Annotated in this window: 16 protein-coding genes; 8 read left to right on the forward strand and 8 right to left on the reverse strand. The window is 60.1% G+C overall.

Translation table 11 applies throughout. The features are described 5' to 3' along the window. Positions 1–13 precede the first annotated feature (13 nt). The 7 genes from MHK00_RS05805 to MHK00_RS05835 all read right to left on the reverse strand — a co-directional run bounded on the left by MHK00_RS05805 (position 14) and on the right by MHK00_RS05835 (position 9,138). Positions 14–1,660, reverse strand: a complete 1,647-nt coding sequence (locus MHK00_RS05805; RefSeq protein WP_250410824.1) for a metallophosphoesterase family protein — start codon at positions 1,658–1,660, stop codon at positions 14–16. A 106-nt stretch (positions 1,661–1,766) separates the two neighbouring features. After that, positions 1,767–2,915 carry an alpha/beta hydrolase gene (locus tag MHK00_RS05810; protein ID WP_250410825.1) on the reverse strand — a complete coding sequence of 383 codons (1,149 nt, stop codon included), beginning with the start codon at positions 2,913–2,915 and terminating at the stop codon, positions 1,767–1,769. Positions 2,916–3,191: 276 nt separating this feature from the next. Next, complete coding sequence (gene ppk2 / locus MHK00_RS05815; RefSeq protein ID WP_023019951.1) at positions 3,192–4,091, reverse strand: polyphosphate kinase 2; 900 nt, start codon at positions 4,089–4,091, stop codon at positions 3,192–3,194. A 153-nt stretch (positions 4,092–4,244) separates the two neighbouring features. Then, positions 4,245–4,391 carry a hypothetical protein gene (locus MHK00_RS05820; protein ID WP_179387008.1) on the reverse strand — a complete coding sequence of 49 codons (147 nt, stop codon included), beginning with the start codon at positions 4,389–4,391 and terminating at the stop codon, positions 4,245–4,247. A 33-nt stretch (positions 4,392–4,424) separates the two neighbouring features. Beyond that, entirely contained in the window at positions 4,425–4,604 is a 180-nt protein-coding gene (locus MHK00_RS05825; protein ID WP_250410826.1) for a hypothetical protein, read from the reverse strand. A 685-nt stretch (positions 4,605–5,289) separates the two neighbouring features. Next, positions 5,290–6,936: a chaperonin GroEL gene (gene groL, locus MHK00_RS05830; RefSeq protein ID WP_200435714.1), complete on the reverse strand. Its 1,647-nt coding sequence runs from the start codon at positions 6,934–6,936 to the stop codon at positions 5,290–5,292. Between the two features lie 231 nt (positions 6,937–7,167). Beyond that, complete coding sequence (locus tag MHK00_RS05835) at positions 7,168–9,138, reverse strand: OPT family oligopeptide transporter (protein ID WP_250410827.1); 1,971 nt, start codon at positions 9,136–9,138, stop codon at positions 7,168–7,170. Between the two features lie 239 nt (positions 9,139–9,377). Here MHK00_RS05835 and MHK00_RS05840 point away from each other — a divergent pair, with 239 nt between their 5' ends. From MHK00_RS05840 to MHK00_RS05875, 8 genes are all read left to right on the forward strand, one after another. Beyond that, positions 9,378–10,745, forward strand: a complete 1,368-nt coding sequence (locus MHK00_RS05840) for a dipeptidase (RefSeq protein ID WP_250410828.1) — start codon at positions 9,378–9,380, stop codon at positions 10,743–10,745. Between the two features lie 363 nt (positions 10,746–11,108). Then, entirely contained in the window at positions 11,109–14,090 is a 2,982-nt protein-coding gene (locus MHK00_RS05845) for a Na+/H+ antiporter subunit A (protein ID WP_250410829.1), read from the forward strand. A 1-nt stretch (position 14,091) separates the two neighbouring features. Continuing rightward, a complete protein-coding gene (locus tag MHK00_RS05850; RefSeq protein WP_200435710.1) occupies positions 14,092–14,592 on the forward strand; it encodes a Na(+)/H(+) antiporter subunit C in 501 nt (166 codons plus the stop codon). After that, on the forward strand, positions 14,585–16,411 hold the full coding sequence (locus MHK00_RS05855; protein WP_049360299.1) for a Na+/H+ antiporter subunit D: 1,827 nt from the start codon (positions 14,585–14,587) through the stop codon (positions 16,409–16,411). Before MHK00_RS05850 ends, MHK00_RS05855 begins: the two co-directional genes overlap by 8 nt. Next, positions 16,404–16,931: a Na+/H+ antiporter subunit E gene (locus MHK00_RS05860; RefSeq protein WP_049360302.1), complete on the forward strand. Its 528-nt coding sequence runs from the start codon at positions 16,404–16,406 to the stop codon at positions 16,929–16,931. Before MHK00_RS05855 ends, MHK00_RS05860 begins: the two co-directional genes overlap by 8 nt. Continuing rightward, positions 16,931–17,206: a monovalent cation/H+ antiporter complex subunit F gene (locus MHK00_RS05865; protein WP_049360305.1), complete on the forward strand. Its 276-nt coding sequence runs from the start codon at positions 16,931–16,933 to the stop codon at positions 17,204–17,206. The genes MHK00_RS05860 and MHK00_RS05865 overlap by 1 nt, the downstream gene beginning before the upstream one ends. Continuing rightward, complete coding sequence (locus tag MHK00_RS05870) at positions 17,203–17,583, forward strand: monovalent cation/H(+) antiporter subunit G (RefSeq protein WP_049360307.1); 381 nt, start codon at positions 17,203–17,205, stop codon at positions 17,581–17,583. The genes MHK00_RS05865 and MHK00_RS05870 overlap by 4 nt, the downstream gene beginning before the upstream one ends. A gap of 15 nt (positions 17,584–17,598) precedes the next feature. Beyond that, entirely contained in the window at positions 17,599–19,068 is a 1,470-nt protein-coding gene (locus MHK00_RS05875; RefSeq protein ID WP_250410830.1) for a glycosyltransferase 87 family protein, read from the forward strand. A 24-nt stretch (positions 19,069–19,092) separates the two neighbouring features. Here MHK00_RS05875 and MHK00_RS05880 read toward each other — a convergent pair whose 3' ends face one another. Beyond that, entirely contained in the window at positions 19,093–20,229 is a 1,137-nt protein-coding gene (locus MHK00_RS05880) for a glutamate--cysteine ligase (RefSeq protein ID WP_250410831.1), read from the reverse strand. Between the last annotated feature and the right edge of the window lie 32 nt (positions 20,230–20,261).

Genomic DNA, 20,261 nt, shown 5'->3' on the forward strand with positions numbered 1-20,261 from the left:
CCGCACCTGCTGCCTACCGCGCAAAATCTTGAAATTTAATCATGTCGCCGGACTTGAAGTCCCAGGCCTCCACTCGGACGCGGTCAGCATAAACCTTGACCCGCAGACCAGTGGAGGCCTCTTCCTTTTCCTTAACAATTTTTTCGTCGTTATCGCCATCCGGCAGGTACTCATTGAGAATGGCGCCAGTATTGACCACGGGGAAGCCGGTACGGCCAGCCTCACCAGTGCCGTCATAGCGGCGGGTTCCCCACCAGTTATTCTGACGCAGCGAAGAGTGGCTGTGGCTGCTAAACCACACGATGTTGTTGTACTTATTGACCACGTTGGATAGCGCCTCGAGGTCCTCAAAGTCATTCTGGTACCACGCCGAATGGGACATCGATACCGTCTGCGGCAATAAAGGATGGCTAAAGACCAACGCCGGAGTGCCCTTAGCATCCCAATAAGCCAGGCGCTCATCTAGCCAATCGAGCTGCTCCTTGCTGATGCGCTGGAACGGCTCCTTGCCGTGGCGCAGAATATCGGAATAAAACTCGGTATTTACCGAAATGAGCGGCACCCCATCCACCACTTCTTCCTTCCACGGTTTATCCTGGCCGGAGTATTTGAGAAAGCGATCCAGGTAAGTCTTAGAGCCTTCCTTGCCATACATTTCGTGGTTGCCGATGGTCCACAATTCCTTGCCCGAATCGTGCGGCACCTCGCTGTGCGCGGCCAAGAAATCATCCCACTGCTGCTGCGAGCCATCGTCCACGAGGTCGCCGTTGAGCACCAGCGCCCCGGCCTTGTCCTCCATACCGTTCAACTGGCGGACCGCGTCTTTGTAGTCTTGGGGGTCGCCCTGGACGTCGGAAAGCACGTCCACGGTAGCCTGCGGCGAGCCCTGAAGCTCACCGAGCGGCTTGACGACGCCCACGTTATCCACCGCCCACCACCAGTCATCATTGCCGTTGTTGTAGCTGAAGCTAACCTGCATATTCTTCGCGCCGGCTGGCACGTCCACGCCAATGGACTCGTGCTTGGAGAAGACATCCTTATCAAAGACGGCGATTTCCTGGGCTTCCCCGCCATCGAAGGAGACAGTCACCGTGGCATTTTGCCCGTCCTTGCCCTGGCGGTAATGGTGGTCGAATTCCACATTCACCCGCTCCTGCCCCGCCACCGGGATGGCCGGGCTCTTTAGACCCGCGGTCATGGAATCGCCTTCGGCCAAGCGCTGCTGCTTGTTGTCGATGATGGCGAAGGTGTCATGCGCCTGGGTGAAATAGTGGCGCATATCGGTACCAGATGCCCAGGTCCAATGGCGCATATCGCCAAAAGTCCAGCCCTTCCAGCGGGCCTCGCCCGAGTCCACGCCGTGCACGTCGGTCTTCCACCCCTCCGGCGCGCGGTGAGTAAACCATGCCGGGGTATCCACCCCGTCGAAGCTTTCCAGCCACAGCACCCGCGATTCTGTGCCTTCCCCCGGCTGCACATCGTCTCCCGCCGAGGACCCCTCGGACGAGCTCTGGGAAGACCTCCAAGAAGAGCCTAACGATGACCCCAAAGAAGAACCAAAGGAGGAACCCGGAAGCGAGGACTGGGCCGCCGCAACAGGTGCGCCCACCATTCCGGTGAGCGCCAGGATAGATGAGAAAGCACAGAGTTTATTTTTCATAATTCAATTTCTATCCGTCCTGGGCAACGACGCGGTTACATATACGTAAACTCTTGGCAAGCACTACATGCCTGCCAAGAGTCCTCACTTTGAGGTCCGCGTGAATTTAGGCGTGGCGGTCGAGCCAGTCCACGACGGTATCGAGAGCCTGATCGGCAGCCGGCTCATTAAAGACCTCGTGCTTCTGCCCCTCCCAGGTCACGTACTCCACGTCCTTGGAGGAGATGGAGTTATACCAATCCTGGGAGAAGTACGGCGGAACGATTCCGTCTTTGGTGCCGTGCATGATGAGCGTCGGTGCGGTGAAGAGGTCCGCATTGACGGCGTCGTAATTCGCAATTGCCGCCAGCTGCAAGGCCGTGCCGGCACTGGTCTTCTGCGCAATGAGCGGGCTCGAAGCATACTCGTCCTTGACCGCCTGGCTGGTGGAGACCCCATCCGTGAACGGGTTAGAAAGCCTGATGTTCTTGCTCCACTCCGGCGATTGTGCACCGATTTCAGTGCGGTGCGGAATGAGGTTCTGCGCATAGTGCGCATTAAAGTTGGTGAGTTGGGCCAGCGGCAGGCGCTCAAAGATGGTGGGATCCAGCTTCTTCTGGGTCTCCGAAATATCATCCGGGGTGATATTCTTTCCGGCCACATTCTTGCCCGACAGGTTCAACGGCGCGCCGCCACCGTTGGTGATGATGCCATCGACCTTGCCCGGCTCACGGATGCCATAGGCCTCCACAGTCAGCGAACCCATCGAGTGGCCCAGCAGGAAGGTCTTAACTCCCTGGTTTTCCTCCTTGGCCATGTCCACCACATGGTCAAAGTCATCCAGGATGTACTGGAAGTTATCGATGTGCCCCAGTGGCACGCTGCCGCCCGCGGACTTGCCGTGCCCGCGGTGGTCTACACGGTAGACGCTGTAGCCCGCATCCAGCAGGCGCTTGGCGACGTAATCATATCGCCCCGAGTGCTCAGAGACACCGTGCGCAAGAACCACCGCACCGCGTGGGTTGGCCACCTTCTGCTTGCGGTAGTAGATCTTCACGCCCTCGCCATGAGCGCTGTCGAAGTAGCCTTCCTCATCGGATACCTGCTTTTCCGAGACAGTTGGGCGCCCCAATACATCTGGTTTCTGGTCTGCCGCGGGCGCAGGCACCGAGGCTTCCTGGGCGATTGCCCCTGCCGTGAGCGTGCCAGATACCGCAACTGGTGCCGCCAGTACTGCTGCCGCCGTCAGGCAGGCGGTTACGTACTTCTTCATCATCACTGTCCCCTCGTGGTGCTGTAGGTCATATCCTTGTTCTAGATGAGATTGAGATAACAGTGATGCTAAATATTCTAAGACGGAGACCACAAATAGTTTTCGACAATATTACCTACGGTTCCGTAACATAACCGCACGGAAATAGCCCTTTTAGAATCCAACAATTCCCGCGAAACTATTTCCGCACATTCACCCCTTTTGGTACCCCTAAAACAAAAAGCGGGAAACTCGGACTTACCGAGTTTCCCGCCTAATGTGCGGCTAATTTAGCTCAACCTAGTCACCAATCTGGTCGCGACCACGCTTAACGATGTTCTCATCGACCTCGCCCACCAGCTCGTGGTCCTTGTTCGTGTACTCGAACTTAGACAGCACGTAGCGCATGGCGTTAATACGGGCGCGCTTCTTGTCGTTGGACTTAATGGTAATCCACGGCGACTCTTCCGTATCCGTGTAGCGGAACTGCTCTTCCTTGGCACGGGTGTAGTCATCCCACTTATCCAGCGAAGCCAAGTCCATCGGGGACAGCTTCCACTGGCGCACCGGGTCAATCTGGCGGATAGCAAAGCGGGTGCGCTGTTCCTTACGGGTGACAGAGAACCACAACTTGGTCAGGGAGATACCCGAGCCAAGAATCATATTCTCCAGCATCGGAACCTCACGAAGGAACTCCGCGTGCTGGCTTTCGGTACAAAAGCCCATAACGCGCTCCACACCGGAGCGGTTGTACCAAGAGCGGTCAAAGAAGACGATCTCGCCACCGGCCGGGAAGTGTTCAATATATCGCTGGAAGTACCAGGAGGTGGACTCACGCGGCGACGGCTTCTCCAGAGCGACAGTGCGAGCGCCACGCGGGTTCAGGTGCTCGTTAAAGCGCTTAATGGTGCCACCCTTGCCGGCCGCGTCGCGACCCTCAAAGATAATGATGTGGCGCTGGCCAGTCTCCTTGGTCCAGTTCTGCCACTTCAGCAGCTCAATCTGCAGAGCGCGCTTCACAGACTCGTACTCATCGCGAGTCATACGCTCATCATAGGGGTAATTTTCCCGCCAAGTCTGAACCGGGGAACCATCCGGCATGATCAGCGAAGGATCATCTTCATCGGTTCCATCGACGACGTAGCCGTCAGTTTTTGCCAGGTCGATCTCGGGAAGGTCGTCGTCTTTAATATCAGCCATGCATTAAGTGTAACCCGAATGTAGACATCTAGCGCGCTAAATTTTCGCAGTTACCCCTGCTCCCCGATGACCAACAAAACAAAAAGAAGGCCTACCGAAACGGTAGGCCTTCTTGCTTCAGTGAGCGCTAAAGCTCAGAACTGAAGGATGTTCTTATGCGAACATGCCGATCAGCTTGGAAGCACCCTTAGCTACATCAACCAGCGGGGATGCAACCAGGAAGAGCTGGTCGAAGACGTACTTGATCGGCTCGAAGATGCCCTCGGAGGAAGCAGCGAACTGGGAAATGAAGTCAGACATTTTGTCTCCTTAAGACTTGTTTAGGAAATGAAATTACTTGGAGGAAAGGAAATCAGCGTAGGAAGAAAGATTCTCGTTGATGCCCTTAATCGGTGCCATCTCGCCACCCAGGAACAGGTGACCGAAGCCCTGCAGGCCGCCAAGAACCTTTGCCCAGCCTTCCCAGGTGTTAACGAAGTTGTCCAGGTGAGTCTGTACGAGGGAGAGATCCATGTTTGAACTCCTAAAATAGTTCCGAAGCTATCTTGCCCCGGAGGGGGTTTGCAGTTTGCAGACACCCTCAGTGGGCGTCACAAGAAATATTTTGGCACAAGTTCAATCTAAAGCAAGTCAATTTTGCATAGGTGTCTGCACATCTAGGCGATTCGATAAGAAAAGAGCTATATCCTATAGGGGTATTGGAAAATTTTTACCTCACGGCACAATCGCCCTGAACTGCGTTTTTCGTTTGCCAAATAGTTGATTGCGTTAAATAAACTTTAACACTGTAACGCTTCGGGGTGTAGCGAACGATAGTTATGCCCGTAACCCAGTCTTCCCAAGGGAAAAAATTTTTCTAATCCAACCCGTTAAAATTACCCCTATACGGGGTCATTGGGGCGCATGGTTCGCGTGTTAAGTACCGTGGCGCTGAATTGTAAGCCTGCCTGAACAATGAATCGGGCAGTGTGCGTTGAACATGCGTACCGATTAGAAAACTACAGTGACAAGCAGATTCAGCGATTGGCCCGAGAAATTGCGATGAACTCGTATCGTATCGGCGACGCAAAGTGGTGCAGACACGCCGAAGCGCCCCGCCTCATGCGCTCTAAAGCACAGAAGCGGGGCGCTCAAAAGGGGCTAGAAGGCCGCTAAGAGCCTTGTCTGAGCCCGTCTCTAGACCTATCGGGGTTTGGACTTAGAAGCCCATGCCGCCCATAGCGTCAGCGTCCGGCATGCCGTTGTTGGCGCCGGCCGGCTCAGGCTTGTCGGCAACGACAGCCTCGGTGGTCAGGAACAGAGCTGCAATGGAAGCAGCGTTCTGCAGAGCGGAGCGGGTAACCTTTACCGGGTCGTTGATGCCAGCCTCCATGAGGTTGACGTACTCACCGGTAGCGGCGTTCAGGCCCTCGCCTGCTGGCAGGGAGGCAACCTTGTCAGCAACAACGCCTGGCTCCAGGCCAGCGTTGTGTGCAATCTGCTTCAGCGGTGCAGACAGGGCCTCGCGGACGATCTTGACGCCGGTAGCCTCGTCGCCCTTGAGGTCATCCAGGGAATCCAGGACGGAAGCAGCCTGCAGCAGCGCTACGCCGCCGCCGGCAACGATGCCTTCTTCCACGGCAGCCTTTGCGTTGCGGACTGCGTCCTCGATGCGGTGCTTGCGCTCCTTGAGCTCGACCTCGGTAGCGGCACCGACCTTGAGGACGGCAACGCCGCCGGAGAGCTTAGCCAGGCGCTCCTGCAGCTTCTCACGGTCGTAGTCGGAGTCGGAGCTTTCGATCTCGGCACGGATCTGCTTGATGCGGCCGTCGATCTGCTCCTGAGAGCCAGCACCCTGCACGATGGTGGTCTCGTCCTTGGTGACGACAACCTTGCGTGCCTGGCCTAGGTACTCGAGCTCGGCGGTCTCGAGGGAGAGGCCGACCTCCTCGGAGATGACCTGGCCGCCAGTGAGGATGGCCATGTCCTGCAGGGTGGCCTTGCGGCGGTCGCCGAAGCCCGGTGCCTTAACCGCAACGGACTTGAAGGTGCCGCGGATCTTGTTCACAACGAGGGTGGACAGGGCCTCGCCCTCAACGTCCTCAGCGATGATGAGCAGCGGCTTGCCGGACTGCATGACCTTCTCCAGCAGCGGAACCAGGTCCTTGATGTTGGAGATCTTGGAGGAAACCAGCAGGATGTACGGATCCTCCAGGACCGCCTCCTGACGCTCCATATCGGTAGCGAAGTAGCCGGAGATGTAGCCCTTATCAAAGCGCAGACCCTCAGTTACCTCGAGGTCAACGCCGAAGGTGTTGGACTCTTCCACGGTGATAACGGAGTCCTTGTTTACGGAGCCGTTGCCCACGGTGTACATAGCCTCGGCGATCTTCTCGCCGATGGCCGGGTCAGCAGCGGAGATGCCAGCGGTGGTAGCGATCTGCTCCTGGGTTTCTACTTCCTTAGCAGAGGAGAGCAGGGAGTCTACAACCTTCTTGGTTGCGGTCTCGATGCCGCGCTTGATGCCCATGGGGTTGGAACCTGCGGCTACGTTGCGCAGACCCTCGCGTACCAGAGCCTGTGCCAGCACGGTTGCGGTGGTGGTGCCGTCGCCTGCGACGTCGTCGGTCTTCTTGGCAACTTCCTTGACCAGCTCGGCGCCGATCTTCTCGTAAGCATCCTCGAGCTCGATTTCGCGAGCGATGGAAACACCGTCGTTGGTAATGGTCGGGGCGCCCCAGGACTTTTCCAGGACGACGTTGCGGCCCTTGGGGCCGAGGGTGACCTTGACGGCGTCGGCAAGCGTGTTGAGGCCGCGCTCGAGGCCGCGGCGGGCCTCTTCATCAAAAGCGATAATCTTTGCCATTGTGTTTGTGCTCCTTGGTTTATTGAGGACGACACTCACGTCTTTCTCGCTGCGGACGCCCGCGACGGCATGGCTGGTGAGTGTGAACCAACCTCAACCACAACGATGTAGATTTATCTGGCACTCATACTGTGCGAGTGCTAACGACCATTCTGGCACTCTCCTACCGTGACTGCAAGAAAAATGGCGCCCCCGCGAAGGGACGCCATTATATAAGGAATGGATCAAAAACTAGGAGCTCTTCACCGTGCGCTTGGTCCAGCGGTAGATGAACGTCAGCGCGATAATAAAGAGGATCACGCCCACCACGGTGGCGGAGGCACCACCCTCAAAGATTTCCAGCGGGCTCTCGCCGCCAGCGGCGGCAATGATGCCGGCGTTGACCACACCAAAGAGGGACTCACCTACGATGAGGCCGGTAGCCAGGAGGGTACCCATACGCTTGGCAAACTCCGGGTGGGATTGCTTCGCGGCCCACTTGTCATAGAAGGTGCCCAAAATAGCACCGATGGGGATGACGATGGTCAGGGCGGCCGGTAGGTACATGCCCATGCCGGCGGCCAGCGGGGACAGCGAGTACTTATCGGTGAACTTGCGCAGGAGCTCGTCAACAATAATAAGGACAGCACCAATGGCCATACCGATAAAGATGAGGTTCCAGTCCAACGAGCTATCGAAGATGCCGGAGGCAACGGAGGACATCAGGGCGGCCTGCGGGGCGGCCAAGGCGTCTTCACCGGCGCCTTCCATGCCTTGGAAGCCGAAGCCATTGAGCATGACCTGCAGAATCGGCGGGATGACCAGGGAGCCGAAGACCACGCCGATGATGAGCGCTACTTGCTGCTTCCACGGAGTAGCGCCGACGAGCTGACCTGTCTTGAGGTCCTGCAGGTTGTCATTGGAGATGGTGGCAATGCCAAAGACGATGGCCGCGGTGAAGAGCGTGTAGGCCACCAAAGACAGAGGATCCGCAGTGGTGCCGCGGGTGACGGCCGCGATGAGCAGCGAGGCGGCGAGCACGGCGATGATGCCGATGGAGGAAATGGGCGAGTTAGACGCACCAATCAGGCCAGCCATGTAGCCGCACACGGAGGCGATAATCAGACCTACCAGCAGGGTAAAGAGGACGGAGACGGTGATGAGCACGGCCATGTGGTCGTGAATATCGGTACCGCGTACGAAGTCCCACAACAGCAACGCGATAGGCACCATGAACGCCACGATGGTGGTGGCGACATAAGGGAAGGGAATATCGCGCTCGGTGACATCCACGGTGGAGCCGGACTTGCGGGCGCGCGAGGAGGCTAGGGACTGGCGGATGCCCACAGCAATGGGAGCGGCGATCTTCAGCAGGGTCCAAATGGCGGCAATGGCCATGGTGCCCACGCCGATGAAGCGGATGTCATCGGAGAAGGTGGTATCGACGACGTCGGCAAGCGCGGTGGCGCCCGTAATATCGCCGGTGGTGAAAATGGGCAGCAAAATGAAGTAGGAAATCACCACGCCTACCAGCATGGCAATGCCTACCGGCAGGCCCACCAGGTGGCCCACGCCGATAAGCGCGGTGGACAGGCTGGTGCCCAGGGTGGTCGCGCCAGCGCCGAGCTTGAAATAGGCGGTGACTTCGGAGGCGGCGGCCTTCATTGCGGTCAGCAGCGCCATAACGGCCGAGGTAATGCCACCCGCGACGATAACACGCAGGCCCTTGGCATTTTCTTCCTGGCTGGTGCCGGAGGCATTTTCATCGCCCACCTTGAGGACCTCGGCCGCGGCCACGCCCTCCGGATAGGGCAGATCGGAGCCGGTGACCAAAGCGCGGCGCAGCGGGATGGAATACATCACGCCCAGCACGCCGCCGATGATGCACACGCCAGCCGTCTGCACGAAGCCAAAGCCCTGCCAGTACCCCACCATCACCAAGCCGGGGAGCACAAAGATGATGGCGGACAAGGTACCCGCGGCAGAGGCAATGGTCTGCACGATGTTGTTTTCTTTAACGTTGTGGCCCTTGAACCGGCGCAGCACCGCCATGGAGATCACGGCGGCCGGGATGGAGGTAGCAAAGGTCAAGCCCACCTTCAGGCCTAAGTACACATTGGCGGCGGTGAAGATGAGGGTAATCAGGCCACCGATGATGATGCCGCGCAGAGTCAGCTCGGGCAGGGAGGCCTTGGAACCTGCGGCGGATGATGCGTTCGCCATGCCAGGTCCTTTCTATTCTCGGCTATGAAAGTTTCTTGTTTCACCCACGCAGCGGTCTACAGCGGGCCGCGGCCAGCTACGTCCGTTTCTATCTGTTTGGTACCGGTTTCTTTCCTCGGTTTGAGTCCGAACGGACAGAATCCGCACAGGGTGGAATGAAAAAAATTTTAGTTCACCACCCCAGCGTTTTCCTATTCCGGTTGCTCTATAGCTTGGGGCGGGCGGGTACCGTAGAAAACATGACTGCACTTAATGAAAGCATTCGCAACGATCGCGAGACCATTTTCCGCCAGCTCAGCGAGCTCGTGGCCTTTAATTCCGTCCACGACGAGGAAGGTTTGGAGGACCAGACCAAGGGAGCAAGCCAGTGGGTTAAGTCCGCACTGGAAGAGGCCGGAGTGAGCGTGGAAACCATCACCACGGCCGATGGCTCCACGGCCATCTTGGGTGAGCGCAAGGGCGACGAGGGCGCCAAGACGGTGCTGCTGTACTCCCACTATGACGTGGTGCCGGCCGGCAACCGCGAAGCTTGGGAATCCGATCCGTTCACCCTGACCGAGCGCGAGGCCGCCGATGGCACCACCCGCTGGTACGGCCGCGGCGCCGCCGACTGCAAGGGCAATGTGGCCATGCACTTGGCCGCCCTGCGCGCGGTGGACAATAACGGCGGCGCCAAGGTGAACCTGAAGTACCTCATCGAGGGCTCCGAGGAGCGCGGCGGCGAGGGCCTGTCCCAGCTCATCAAGGACCGCCCGGAGCTTTTTGCTGCCGACGCCATCCTTATCGCCGATGCGGGCAACGCCGCTGTGGGCCAGCCGACCTTGACCACGTCCCTGCGCGGCGGCGCGCAGATTGGCGTCCAGGTCGATACCTTGGCCTCCGCCGTGCACTCCGGCCAGTTCGGCGGCGCGGCACCGGATGCCGCCAAGGCGCTGATGCGCGCCATCGACTCCCTGTCCGATGAGTACGGCCGCACCGTTATCGACGGCGTAGATACCACCGCCGAGTGGTCCGGCCAGGAGTACCCGGCAGACGCCTTCCGCGCCGATGCGCAGCTGTTGGAGGGTACCAAGATCATGGGCGAAGACGACCCGGCCGGTGCCACCCCGGTGGCCAACATGGTCTGGTCCCGCCCGGCCATTACCGTGACCGGCTTTACCTCCACCCCGGTGGCAGAGGCCGTCAACGCCGTGCCCGCCACCGCTTCCGCGCAGCTCAACCTGCGCGTTCCAGCCGGCGCCGATGCCGCTGCGATTGCCGACGCCGTCTGTGAGCACCTCCGCGCCCACACCCCATGGGGCGCCCACGTTAAGGCCGAGGTACTCGAAGCCAATGCCGGTTTTTCCACCGATCCGGAAAAGCCCGCCGCTGCCCTACTGGGCGAGTGCCTCACCGAGGCCTACGGCACGGATACCGCTGCACAGGGCATGGGCGGCTCCATCCCGCTGACCACCGAGCTGCAAGAGGCTCACCCGAACGCGGAGATCGCTCTCTACGGGGTGGAGGAGCCAAAGTGCACCATCCATTCGGCCAATGAGTCCGTCGATCCCACCGAGATCGAGAACATCGCTGCCGCAGAAGCGCTCTTCTTGCAGCGCTACGCCTAAGGACTCACCCCTCCCGGCCGCTGCGGCCGCCGCGGCTGCCACCGCTTCGGTTTAGCGGCTTGCCGCCAACTCCCTGCGTCCCGAACCGATGGGATGCGGGGTTTCTTTCTGCTCTAAGACGGCCCGAAATAGCGGCATATAATACAGTGCATAAAATTATTCCTTTCAAAGCCGTGGAAAAACCGGTAAAGTGGCAAAAAGTTGGCCCCGCGCTCGGCCATGTTGCTTGCACTGTGCCGCCGCGGCGTACTCAACGGCGCGCGGCTCGTGAATGTTCTCGCCTCTCGTCAGTTGTGTGCTCGTGGTATTCGCGGCAGCGGGGTATAAGAACGTGACACAACCATAAGGAGCGTAGTAACCAACGTGCTAGTACTTCTGGGTGCTCTTATCGCCGCCTCCGTGGTCGCGCCGCTGCTCATCATGCGAATGGGTCGCCCGGCTTTTGGAATTTTGGCACTGGTTCCCAGCGCAGGCTTCGTATGGACTCTCGTGCATTTCCTGCGCGGTACCTTCACAGACGGCGGCGCGGTCGAACGCACCGTGGAGTGGATGCCGTCCGCCAACCTGAGTTTTAGTCTCCGCTTGGACGGATTGGGCGCGCTATTTAGCCTCATTATATTAGGCATGGGCGCGCTGGTGCTGGTGTATTGCTGGGGCTATTTTGATGGCACGCGGCGCCGCCTAGCCATGTTCGCCGCACAAATGGTGGGCTTTGCCACCGCCATGTTTGGCCTGGTGGCCGCGGATAATTTCCTGCTAATGTACGTGTTCTGGGAGATTACCTCCATACTGTCCTACCTTTTGGTCAGCTACTACGCGGAGCGTGCCTCTTCCCGCCGCGCCGCGCAGCAGGCACTCATGGTCACCGCACTGGGCGGGCTGTCCATGCTCATGGGCATCATCCTGCTCGGACGCCAGACCGGAGCGTGGACCTTTAGCGATATCGCCGCCTATCAGCACTTTGCCCAGACGCCATTTGTCACGGTCGCCATCGTGCTCATCTTGGCGGGCGCGCTAACGAAGTCCGCAATCGCGCCGGCACATTTCTGGTTGCCGGGTGCGATGGCGGCGCCGACTCCGGTCTCCGCTTATCTCCACTCCGCCGCGATGGTAAAGGCGGGCATCTACCTAGTCGCACGCCTCGCGCCATCGATGTATGAGGTTGCCACCTGGCACGTGGTGGTTATCTCCCTTGGCGTATTTACCATGCTGCTGGGTGGCTGGATGGCGCTCAAGCAGCGCGACCTGAAGCTGGTGCTGGCCTATGGCACCGTCTCCCAGTTGGGCTTTATTACTTCCATCGCAGCTGTAGGTTCCCGCGAGGCTATGCAGGCCGCTCTCGCGCTGACCTTTGCGCACTCGCTCTTTAAGGCGGCGCTCTTTATGGTCGTCGGCGCCATCGACCACTGCTCGGGCACGAGGGATATCACCAAGCTATCCGGCTTGGGGCGCAAGGAGCCTTTCCTCTTTGGCATCGCTATCATCTCTGGCCTGTCCATGGCTGGCGTCCCACCGCTCTTTGGCTTCGTGGCCAAGGAGGCTGTGCTGGAAGCCACCATGCATGAGGAGCTACTGGCCGGTATGCCGCGCAATATGATGCTGGTGGCCTATGTCCTCGGCTCTATCCTCACCATGGCCTATACCCTGCGCTTTTTGTGGGGCGCCTTCGCTACCAAGCAGGAGGTTAATGGCACGGAGCCAGCAGAGGCCGTCGCCAAGATGCATCCCGTCACCATGGGGCTGTGGCTCTCCCCTGCCCTACTCACCGCCCTAACCGTGGTGCTGGGTGTATTCCCCAAGCCGCTCTCGGCGGCCTTTGACCAGCACCTCAACTCCACCTTCGGCCCGAAGGAGCATAGTGAGTTGGCGCTGTGGCATGGCTTTAGCGTGGCGCTGGGCCTTTCCATGCTCATTATTGTGGGCGGTATTGTCATGCACTGGCAGCGCCAAGTCCTAGTCAAGTGGCAATTCCCCTACCCTGCACTGGGCAATGCGGATGATGCCTATGATTCGGTCATCGCTCTTCTGCGCCAGCTCTCGCTGCGCACGACGGCAACCACGCAGCGCGGCTCCCTGCAGCTGAACCTCACGGTCATCTTTGCCACCTTGATGTTGCTGCCGGTAGCCATGCTCATCAAGGGCGACCTCACCGATATTCGGATGATTGTGGCGGAAAATCCCTGGCAGATCGTGGCCGCCGTCATCATTATGGTGGCCGCGGTGGCCGCCACAGTCACCGCTAACCGCCTGTCCGCCGTCATCATCGTAGGCGTGACCGGTTATACACTCGCCTTTATCTTTGCGCTCCACGGTGCACCAGATCTTGCGCTAACCCAGCTGCTGACGGAGACCATCGTGATGGTTATCTTCATGCTGGTCCTGCGCCGCATGCCCGCTTCCGCCGAGTGGAAGCAAGACCCCAAGATGGGCCGCCTGCGCGCGTGGCTATCGGTGGGCACGGGCCTGACGGTCACCGTGGTTGCAATGTTTGCCATCAACGCCCGCCAGTCCAAGCCCATCTCCGAGTTCATGCCGGATCTAGCCAAGGAGATTGGGCACGGCGCCAATACCGTCAACGTCTTACTGGTAGACCTGCGCGCGTGGGATACCTTTGGCGAAATCACGGTCATCATCATTGCCGCGCTGGGCGTAGTCTCACTGATTTACCGCACCCAATCCTTCGGCCGCGAAAGCCGCCGCCCCACCCTTAGGGTGACCGGCCGACGCTGGCTGGCCGCCGGGGTGGAATCGGAGCAGGCACTCAACCGCTCGCTGATGATTGACGTCTCCACCCGCGTGCTCTTCCCGTCCATGGTGGCGCTGTCCTTCTACTTCTTCTTCGCCGGCCACAACGCCCCGGGTGGCGGCTTTGCCGGCGGCCTCGTCGCCGCGCTGGCGCTCATCCTGCGCTACCTGGCCGGCGGGCGCGCAGAGTTGGAAGAGACCCTGCCTATCGACGCCGGCCGCACCATGGGCACCGGCCTCTTCTTGTCCGCACTGGCCGCAGTGACCCCCATGTTCTTTGGCCACCCACCGCTTACCAGCGGGTACACCTCGCCGGAGATTCCGCTCATCGGCAAGGTTTCGCTGCCTTCGGCGTTGGTCTTCGATGCGGGCGTCTACCTCATCGTCGTGGGCCTTACGCTCTACATCCTGAATTCCTTGGGTGCCAAGTTGGATGAGGAAGAGGAAATGCGTAAGCAGCGCGCCCGCGATCGCGCCCGCTCGCTGGCCCGGCAGCAACGCCAACGCACCGCCAAGCAAAAGGCGCAACGGGCGCAACGCAAGGAAAAGAAACAAGCCGCCACAGCAAGCACAGCCGCGACAACAGGAAAGGAGAAATAAAATGGAAGCCAACCTCTTCCTCCTCCTGGCCGCCGGCGTACTCGTTGCAGCAGGCGTCTACCTGCTGCTAGACCGCACCATGACCAAGATGATGTTGGGCTTGTTGCTACTGGGCAATGGAGCCAACCTCTTCCTGCTGCAGTCCGGCGGCTCGGCCGGTTCCCCGCCTATCGACGGCCGCGAGTCGGAGCCTTACGGCGCCGAGATTGCGGATCCACTGGCGCAGGCGATGATTCTTACCGCCATCGTTATCTCCATGGCACTTACGGCCTTCATCCTTACGTTGGCCTACCGCCAGTACCGCTACCGCACGGACGATGTCATTGAAGATGACGCGGAGGATACCGCGATTGCGGCTAAGGCTGCGCGCCCTGGCAATGCGGCCGCCAACCCGGACCACGATGAGTCCAATGATCCGACCACGGGCCGCGCCACCAAGCAAGGCGATAACTTCGGACCCGAATCCTTCGAGCAACCAGTAAAGGGGGCCCACGATGAGTGAGACCGTACAGCCGCTTGTCGATGTCCTCTTTCCCTACATCGGCTACCTCATTCCGCTGCCCATTATCATCCCGGCGGTGGCCGCGGCCCTCGCCTTAATTTTTTGCCGCATCCCCAATGCGCAGCGCCAGATCGTGTTCTTCTCGCTGCTCATTACCGCAGTGGTTAATGCCACCCTCATCCTCATTGCAGATTTTGAGGGCATCCAAACGCTGCAGGTAGGTGGCTGGGACGCCCCAGTGGGCATCACGCTTGTGGCGGATCGCCTCTCTGCGGTGATGCTCTTTACGTCCTCCGTGGTGCTGTTTTCTGTCATTTGGTACGCCATTTCCCAGGGCGTGCGCGATGGCACCAAGGACGAGCCGGTGGCCGTCTTCCTGCCCACCTACATGCTGCTGTCCATGGGCGTTAATATCTCCTTCTTGGCCGGCGACCTCTTCAACCTCTACGTGGGCTTCGAGGTCTTCCTCGTGGCGTCGTATGTGCTGTTGACCCTGGGTGCCTCGGCCGGTCGCGTGCGCGCCGGTGTGGGCTACGTGATGGTGTCGATGGCCTCGTCCATGATTTTCTTGCTCGCGTTGGGCTTTGTGTATTCCTCCGTGGGCACGATGAACATGGCCCAGATTGGCCAGCGCATGCAGGACATCCCGGAGGGAACTCGCATCGCCATCTTTGCCACGCTGCTCGTCGCCTTCGGTATTAAGGCGGCCGTGGTTCCGCTGGACGCCTGGCTGCCGGACTCGTATCCCACAGCGCCGTCGCTAGTCACGGCCGTCTTCGCCGGCCTGCTGACCAAGGTCGGTGTCTACGCCATTATCCGCGCCCGCACCTCCGTCTTCACCGCCGGTGGGCTCGATACCGTGCTCATGTGGGTCGCCCTCGCCACGATGTTGGTGGGCATCTTAGGCGCGATTGCGCAGTCCGATATTAAACGCCTTTTATCCTTTACCCTGGTTAGCCACATTGGCTACATGATCTTCGGTGTTTCCCTCGGCACCGCCCAGGGCCTGTCCGGCGCCATCTTCTACGCCGTGCACCACATTCTGGTCCAAACCGCGCTATTCCTGGTGGTCGGACTCGTTGAGCGCCAGGCCGGCACCTCGTCGCTACGCCGCTTGGGTTCGCTAATGTACTCGGCCCCGTTGATCGGAATCTTGTATTTCATCCCGGCCATTAACCTGGGTGGCATCCCACCGTTCTCCGGATTCTTGGGCAAGGTCATCTTGCTGCAGGCCGGTGCTAATGAAGGTTCCTGGATGGCATGGGTGCTCATCGTCGGTGCGGTGGTTACCTCGCTGCTGACCCTCTACGTCATGATGCTGGTGTGGGCCAAGGGCTTCCAGCGCGACCGCGCCGATGCCCCGGAAGGCAACATGGCGCTCGCGCGCCCCGCCCCGCTTTCCGATATCACCGATGAGGTGGAATTTTCCTCCCGCCAGGATGTGGGCCGCGTGCCCTTTGGCATGATTGCGTCTACTACCCTGCTGGTGGCCGCGTCTACGTCCATTACCTTCCTGGCCGGCCCAATGTCCGGCGTGACTACCCGCGCTGCCGAATCCGCACAAGATACGTCCATCTACCAGTACGCGGTGCTGGGCGACCGCGCGGATGATCCCACCCGCCACCTCAACCAGAAGGAGCGCTACACCGGCGGCGCGGACTCCTATGAAAATCGCCGCAACCCCTCCCCCGAGGCGGAGCCTCCGGCCTCACCGGGCTTAGATGCCCGCACCGACCCAGAAGCCGGCGGCCGCGATTCGCATTCCACGGATGTAAAGTCCCCGGACGCCGCCAAGAGGAAGGATATTAGCGATGACTAACACGCGCTTTTCCGGCCTGCGCCACCGCTTCCGCCCGTGGTTCATCGTCTGGCTGGTAGTCATGTGGTGCATGCTCATGGGCGAGGTTACGGTGGGCAACCTGGTAGCCGGGCTTATCATTGGCTTCGTCATTGTCTTTGCCCTGCCGCTGCCGGCCATGCCTATCACCGGCATCGACGTCTCTTGGGGCAAGCTCGTTGCGTTCATGATCCGCTGGTTCTGGGAGCTGTTCTACGCCTCGCTCAAGGTGGGCTGGCTGGCCGTGCGCCCGCAGCCGGTGCCCAAGACCGCCATCTTGGAGCTGCCCATGCGCTTGGATAATGAGTTCGTACTCTCCCTGGCCGTAACGCTGTATAACCTGCAGCCAGGCGGCACGGTGACCGATATCGACATTGCAAACCGCATGATTACCGTCCATATCCTGGACGCCCGCGATGAGGCCCAGATTCAGCGCGAAATCGGTGCCGTGGCCCAACTCGAAGCCTCATTCATCGACATCTTTGAAAGGAGCCACCCGTAATGGATCCGCAGATCTATAACGCGATTTTGCTGGTGGCCGCCGCTCTACTGGTGGTCTCCTTCCTCATCACCGTCTGGCGCATTGTCACCGGCCCCAATTCGCTGGACCGCTTGGTGGGCATGGATGGCTTTACCGCGATGTTCCAATGCGCGCTGGCCACCTACATGTGCTGGTCGCTCAACACGACCGTGGTCTCAGCCATGCTGGTGATCGCGCTCTTGGGCTTCATTTCCACCGTATCTGTCACTAGGTTTAGGAAGAGGGATAATCAATGAGCTGGTCTTTCATCGCAGATGTGCTCTCGCTCATCCTGATAATCGGCGGCAGCGTCCTCACCTTGGCGGCGGCTATCGGCATCGCCCGCTTCAAGGACACCATGTCTCGTGTGCACGCGGTAAGCAAGCCGCAAACCACCGGCCTTATCCTGACGATCCTTGGTGCCATCATCCGCATCACCGGCGCGGAATCCTTCAGCGTTGCCGAGCGGGGGGATTTAGGAATGCTCGTTTTGCTGGTACTGTTTGCCATGTTCACTAGCCCGGTAACCGCGCAGCGCACCTCGCGTATTGCACGCCGTGAGGGTCTGTACGGCACCGAGGAAACCATGTCCCGCAACGACCGACCCGCCGCGAAGTCGCTGCGCCGCAAGTAGGAGACGCTTTTCACCGTGAAAAAGCTTTATGGGCTTCCCACTATGGTGACTTTGCTCGCCGCTCTTATCGGCGTCATCGTCTACCGCTTCAGCATCTTCGACGGCAATAGCGCCTTTGTGTGGCGCGTTCCCCTGGATCTGAAAATTTATTGGCTCGCCGGCGGCGAGGTGGCCCAAGGCGCGGACCTCTACGATAACGCCTATATCGGCGACCTGCCTTTTACCTATCCGCCCTTCTCCGGCACCCTTTTCACGTGGCTTTCCACGCTTGACGACGCCCCCTTAATCCTCCTCTGGCAGGGCGGCACCGCCCTCGCCTTGTTCACGGTTATTATGCTGGTCCTGCGCGAGCGCGGCCTCAAGCTCTCCCCGGCAATGTGGCTGCTGGGCATCTTGCTGCTGTGCTGCACCCCGGCGAATGAGCCGGTGCACGGCACCTTATTCTTTGGCCAGATCAACATCTTTTTGATGCTGCTGGTGGCCTTGGACATCCTCCCGCGCAAGCGCGCTTTGCCGGGCATCGGTATCGGTTTGGCCGCGGGTATGAAGCTCACCCCGGCCTATATGGGTCTGGTCTTGCTCTTCCAGAAGCGCTGGTGGCAAGCGATCATCGCTATCCTTACCTTCGCGGTGACCGTGGCCATTGGTTTCGTGACCATTCCGGATGCCGCCGATTTCTGGACCGACGCTATCTTTAAGTCCTCCCGCGTGGGCGAGCACACCAACCCTGGCGCGCAGTCGATTCGCTCGGTGATGGTCCGCGCATGGGGCATCGATGGCGGCTGGATCTGGCTCGCCGCCGTGGTCGTGGTCTTCATCTTGACCTGCCTGGCGCTGCGCACCGCGATGAAGCACCGCAATAATTCCGCCGCACTTGCGCTTGCCGGCATCAGCTCCTGCTTGGTCTCCCCGTTCTCCTGGTACCACCACTGGGTGTGGACGGTGCCGCTGGCCGTCGTCGTGCTAGTTGCCGTCAACCAGGGGCTGGGCAAGCGCCTGCACGGTTTCCTCGGCGCGCAGGTCGCTGGCCTCGTGTCGGTGCTCGCCATGTGTGCGGTGACCCTGCCGTTCATCTCCGCACCCGTGTGGCTATCTGCGGCGAGCCGCTCGCTCAACCACTGGGATCTGCAGCCGTGGGGCATGCTGGCCTTCACCGGTGCCGGTGTCCTCTTTATCGCCTTCTACGCGGTGTGGGGTTTTATCCCTGGCACCCAGCCGGAGGAGGAAGCGCCCAGCCCGGGCCGCCACCACCTGCCTGCGCAGCCCGCTGGCGCGGAGGCCGGGGCACGCCCGGCGCGCTCGTTTAATACCACAACTACGAGCCGTGGGGGCCAGGGCCATTCACGGACAGCGCAACCCGTCAGCGATGAAACGGCAGAAATGCCCGCGGTAGGGCCGGAAACGCGCGCGTTCCCGGCGGCCCAGGACATCACCGATATCCCCGATACCCCGGCCTACGGTCGCCACTCGCGCCCTGAGGACTAGCCCCAGGCCAGCCTGCCCGCCGCTTTAGAGCGGGCGGAAGGTGCGCAACTCGCGGCAGGTCTCCTCGACCACCTCGCGCCAGCTGCCGGTCTCTTTGAAGAGGCGGCGCTGCCGCTCATAGCCGGCGCCGCCATCGATAATTTCGTGGATGAGTTTGAGCTCGTTAACGCATCCCAGCTCGCGCGCAATGGGGCTAAGCTCGTCCACCATTTCCGCTAGCTCGTCCTTGACCCAGGCCTCATCGGTCTCGCGGGAGGTTATCACCAGCGCATCCATGCCGTAGCGGGCACCGCGCCATTTATTTTCTGCTACGTGCCAGGGCTGCAGGATGGGGAGGGGTTCCGCGGCGTCGATAAGCCGGTCGTAGTAGACCACCAAGCAGTGAGTGAGCGCCACGATGGCGGAGAGCTCGCGCAGGTTGGACGTCGCATCGGAGACGCGCACCTCCACCGTGCCCCACTTGGACGCCGGCCGAATATCAAAGTGCATGGAACCGGTGTGATTGATAACGCCGGAAATGGCTTGGTCGCGCATATAGGACTGCCACTCGGCCCAATCGCGGAATTGGTACGGCATGCCTGCGGTGGGCAGCTGTTGGTACAGCATGGTGCGGTTGGAGGCATAGCCGGTATCGAGGCCCTCCCACCCAGGCGAGCACGCAGAAATGGCCAGCAGGTGGGGGTACTTGGTCATCAGCGCATTGATGATGGGCCATACGCGGTCCTCGTGGCTAACGCCCACGTGCACGTGCGTGCCCCAAAGCAGCATCTGCTTGCCCCAGTACTGGGTGCGCGCGATGATTTCTTGATAGCTGGGCTTATCCGAAAGCGGGTTCTCGCGGAAGTCCGTAAACGGGTGGCCGCCAGAGGCCCAGACGTCTATGCCCAGCTTATCGGCGGCTTCTTCTACTGCCTTCAGGGAAGTGTTCAGGTCAGCGATGGCTTCTGGCACGGTATGGCAGATGCCGGTGACCAGCTCCACCGTGTTCTGGAGGAATTCCTTTTCCAGATGGATCTCGGGGTGGGCTGCAGCGGCGAGGTCAATGAGCTCTGCGCCGCGCGGGACAAGGTCGCGCGTGTCGCGGTCCACGAGCGCCACCTCCCATTCCACGCCGAGCGTTGGTTCGGGAGAGCGGGCGAATTGTTCTGCCGGGATCTTCACCCATTCAGCTTAACGGGTGACAGGTATTAAGG

It is taken from the genome of Corynebacterium tuberculostearicum (assembly GCF_022347385.1).
Taxonomy (GTDB): domain Bacteria; phylum Actinomycetota; class Actinomycetes; order Mycobacteriales; family Mycobacteriaceae; genus Corynebacterium; species Corynebacterium tuberculostearicum_M.